This is a genomic window from Pantoea sp. C2G6 (genome assembly GCF_051336815.1).
Lineage (GTDB): Bacteria > Pseudomonadota > Gammaproteobacteria > Enterobacterales > Enterobacteriaceae > Pantoea.
On the sequence record NZ_JBGMNJ010000032.1, the window covers coordinates 1 to 1,592 of the forward strand.

General features: G+C 58.4%; 1 protein-coding gene. It reads left to right on the forward strand.

Annotated elements, in window-relative coordinates; genetic code table 11:
- Positions 1-1,563: T6SS effector phospholipase Tle3 domain-containing protein (locus ACCW71_RS20495; RefSeq protein WP_436374477.1), on the forward strand; the 1,563-nt coding region annotated here is incomplete at its 5' end.
- Between the last annotated feature and the right edge of the window lie 29 nt (positions 1,564-1,592).

Below are 1,592 nucleotides of genomic sequence, written 5' to 3' on the forward strand. Positions count from 1 at the left end.
ACCGAAGATGATTATCAAATCCCGCTGCGCAACCTGGCCGGGGAGGATTATCACGACCTGAAAAAATATAAAAAAGCCTCTGCTGCCGAACTGGCCGGAAAAGGCCCCTGGTACTGGGGAGGCGGTCCGTTCCAGAATGGCTGTAACCAGCTGGTTTCTCTCTGGAGCGGGGAGGGATTCAGTAAGTGGGTCAGACAATCGCCCGTTCCATTCAGCGTCCAGTTTGTGAACAGTGAGCTTGACCGGCTGCTGGCGAAAGCGCCCGCCCGGCATTACTACGCGCATGCGGCGCGCCGGCTGGCAGACCTGCTGAATACCATCCGCGACACCTATCCGAAAGACACGGTCACGCTTATCTCGCACAGCCAGGGCACCATGATTGCCATGGCCGCAACGCTGCTGGCGGAAAAAGCCCCCGATGCCCTTTTTGTGATGAATTCGCCCTATGCGATGGAACACAAAAAAATAGACCGGTTCTCCTACCCTTTTGCGGAGTGCATCTCAGCGGCGGCACGGGAGCAGACGTTTCAGACCATCGTCAGTAAGGTTGCCAGACAGGCCGGCCATCTTTCTGAGGCAGACTACAGCCGTCTGGTTGTGGGAGCGGATGCCGATGGCAGAAGCTGGAGGCCGACGGGCATGGCTGAGAACGGAATTCCTGAACGTGACAACCACGGGCGTACCTGGATTTACTGTAATCCTCATGACCGGGTCATGGGGATGAGTGCGCTGCTCAGTATCGGCTGGCAGGGGCTCCCCAATACGAAGGACGGTAAAACGCCGCCCCTGCTGACGAACAATGCGGGACATCTGTATCAGCGGATGCTGGCCCGGCTGACGCCATGCGGCGACACACCAAGGCAGGATACGCCTTTCGGACGGCTGCCTCCGGCGGGCTCTCCGTTCTGGGACGACGGCGGGCAGTTCGGGGTGTACGAGGCGCCGCCGGCGAACCAGACGCTGTATATCAATGGTGAAAAAGTACCTGAACCTATAGCTGCTGCAAAACTGGCAGATTTTGATGCCACCCGTGCTGGGTTACAGAAGGAAAACAAGAAAAATACCGGACAGGAAGGCTACGGCTGGGGGCAGTATTCCAGAGATAAGGAAGGTAATAAGGAGTGGCATGACGACACTTTCCCTTACTACGCCTCCCTGTATCCGGAGCAGTGGGTGAACGACAGCGGGGGAATGAGCTGGCAGGCCGCCGGTAAAGACGCGCGGCTGCGTCGCCGGCGTGAGACCCGGGAGGAAAAAGAGGCGCGGTTGCGTCAGTTTGTCTCGCAGCCCAGCGATCACAGCTCGTTGCCCTCAAATCCGCTGTTTATGCGCCAGGTGGTGGCTTACGACCTGCCCGTGGGGATCTGCGAGAGCTCAGACGACAGGAGTTTCCTGGAAAAACTGAGATGGATGGCTGACTGGCAGCACAGCGACAGTTATTTCCGTACCGGCGTTCATCCGGAATATACGCGGCCGGCAGAGGTCTGTGCGGAGAGTGCCGGCGGGATTAGCCCGGAAGAGATGGCTGAAATCCGGCAAATGGAAGCCAGAAACAGGCATTAACTGGACACAACGGGCCGTCCCGGGGGAGA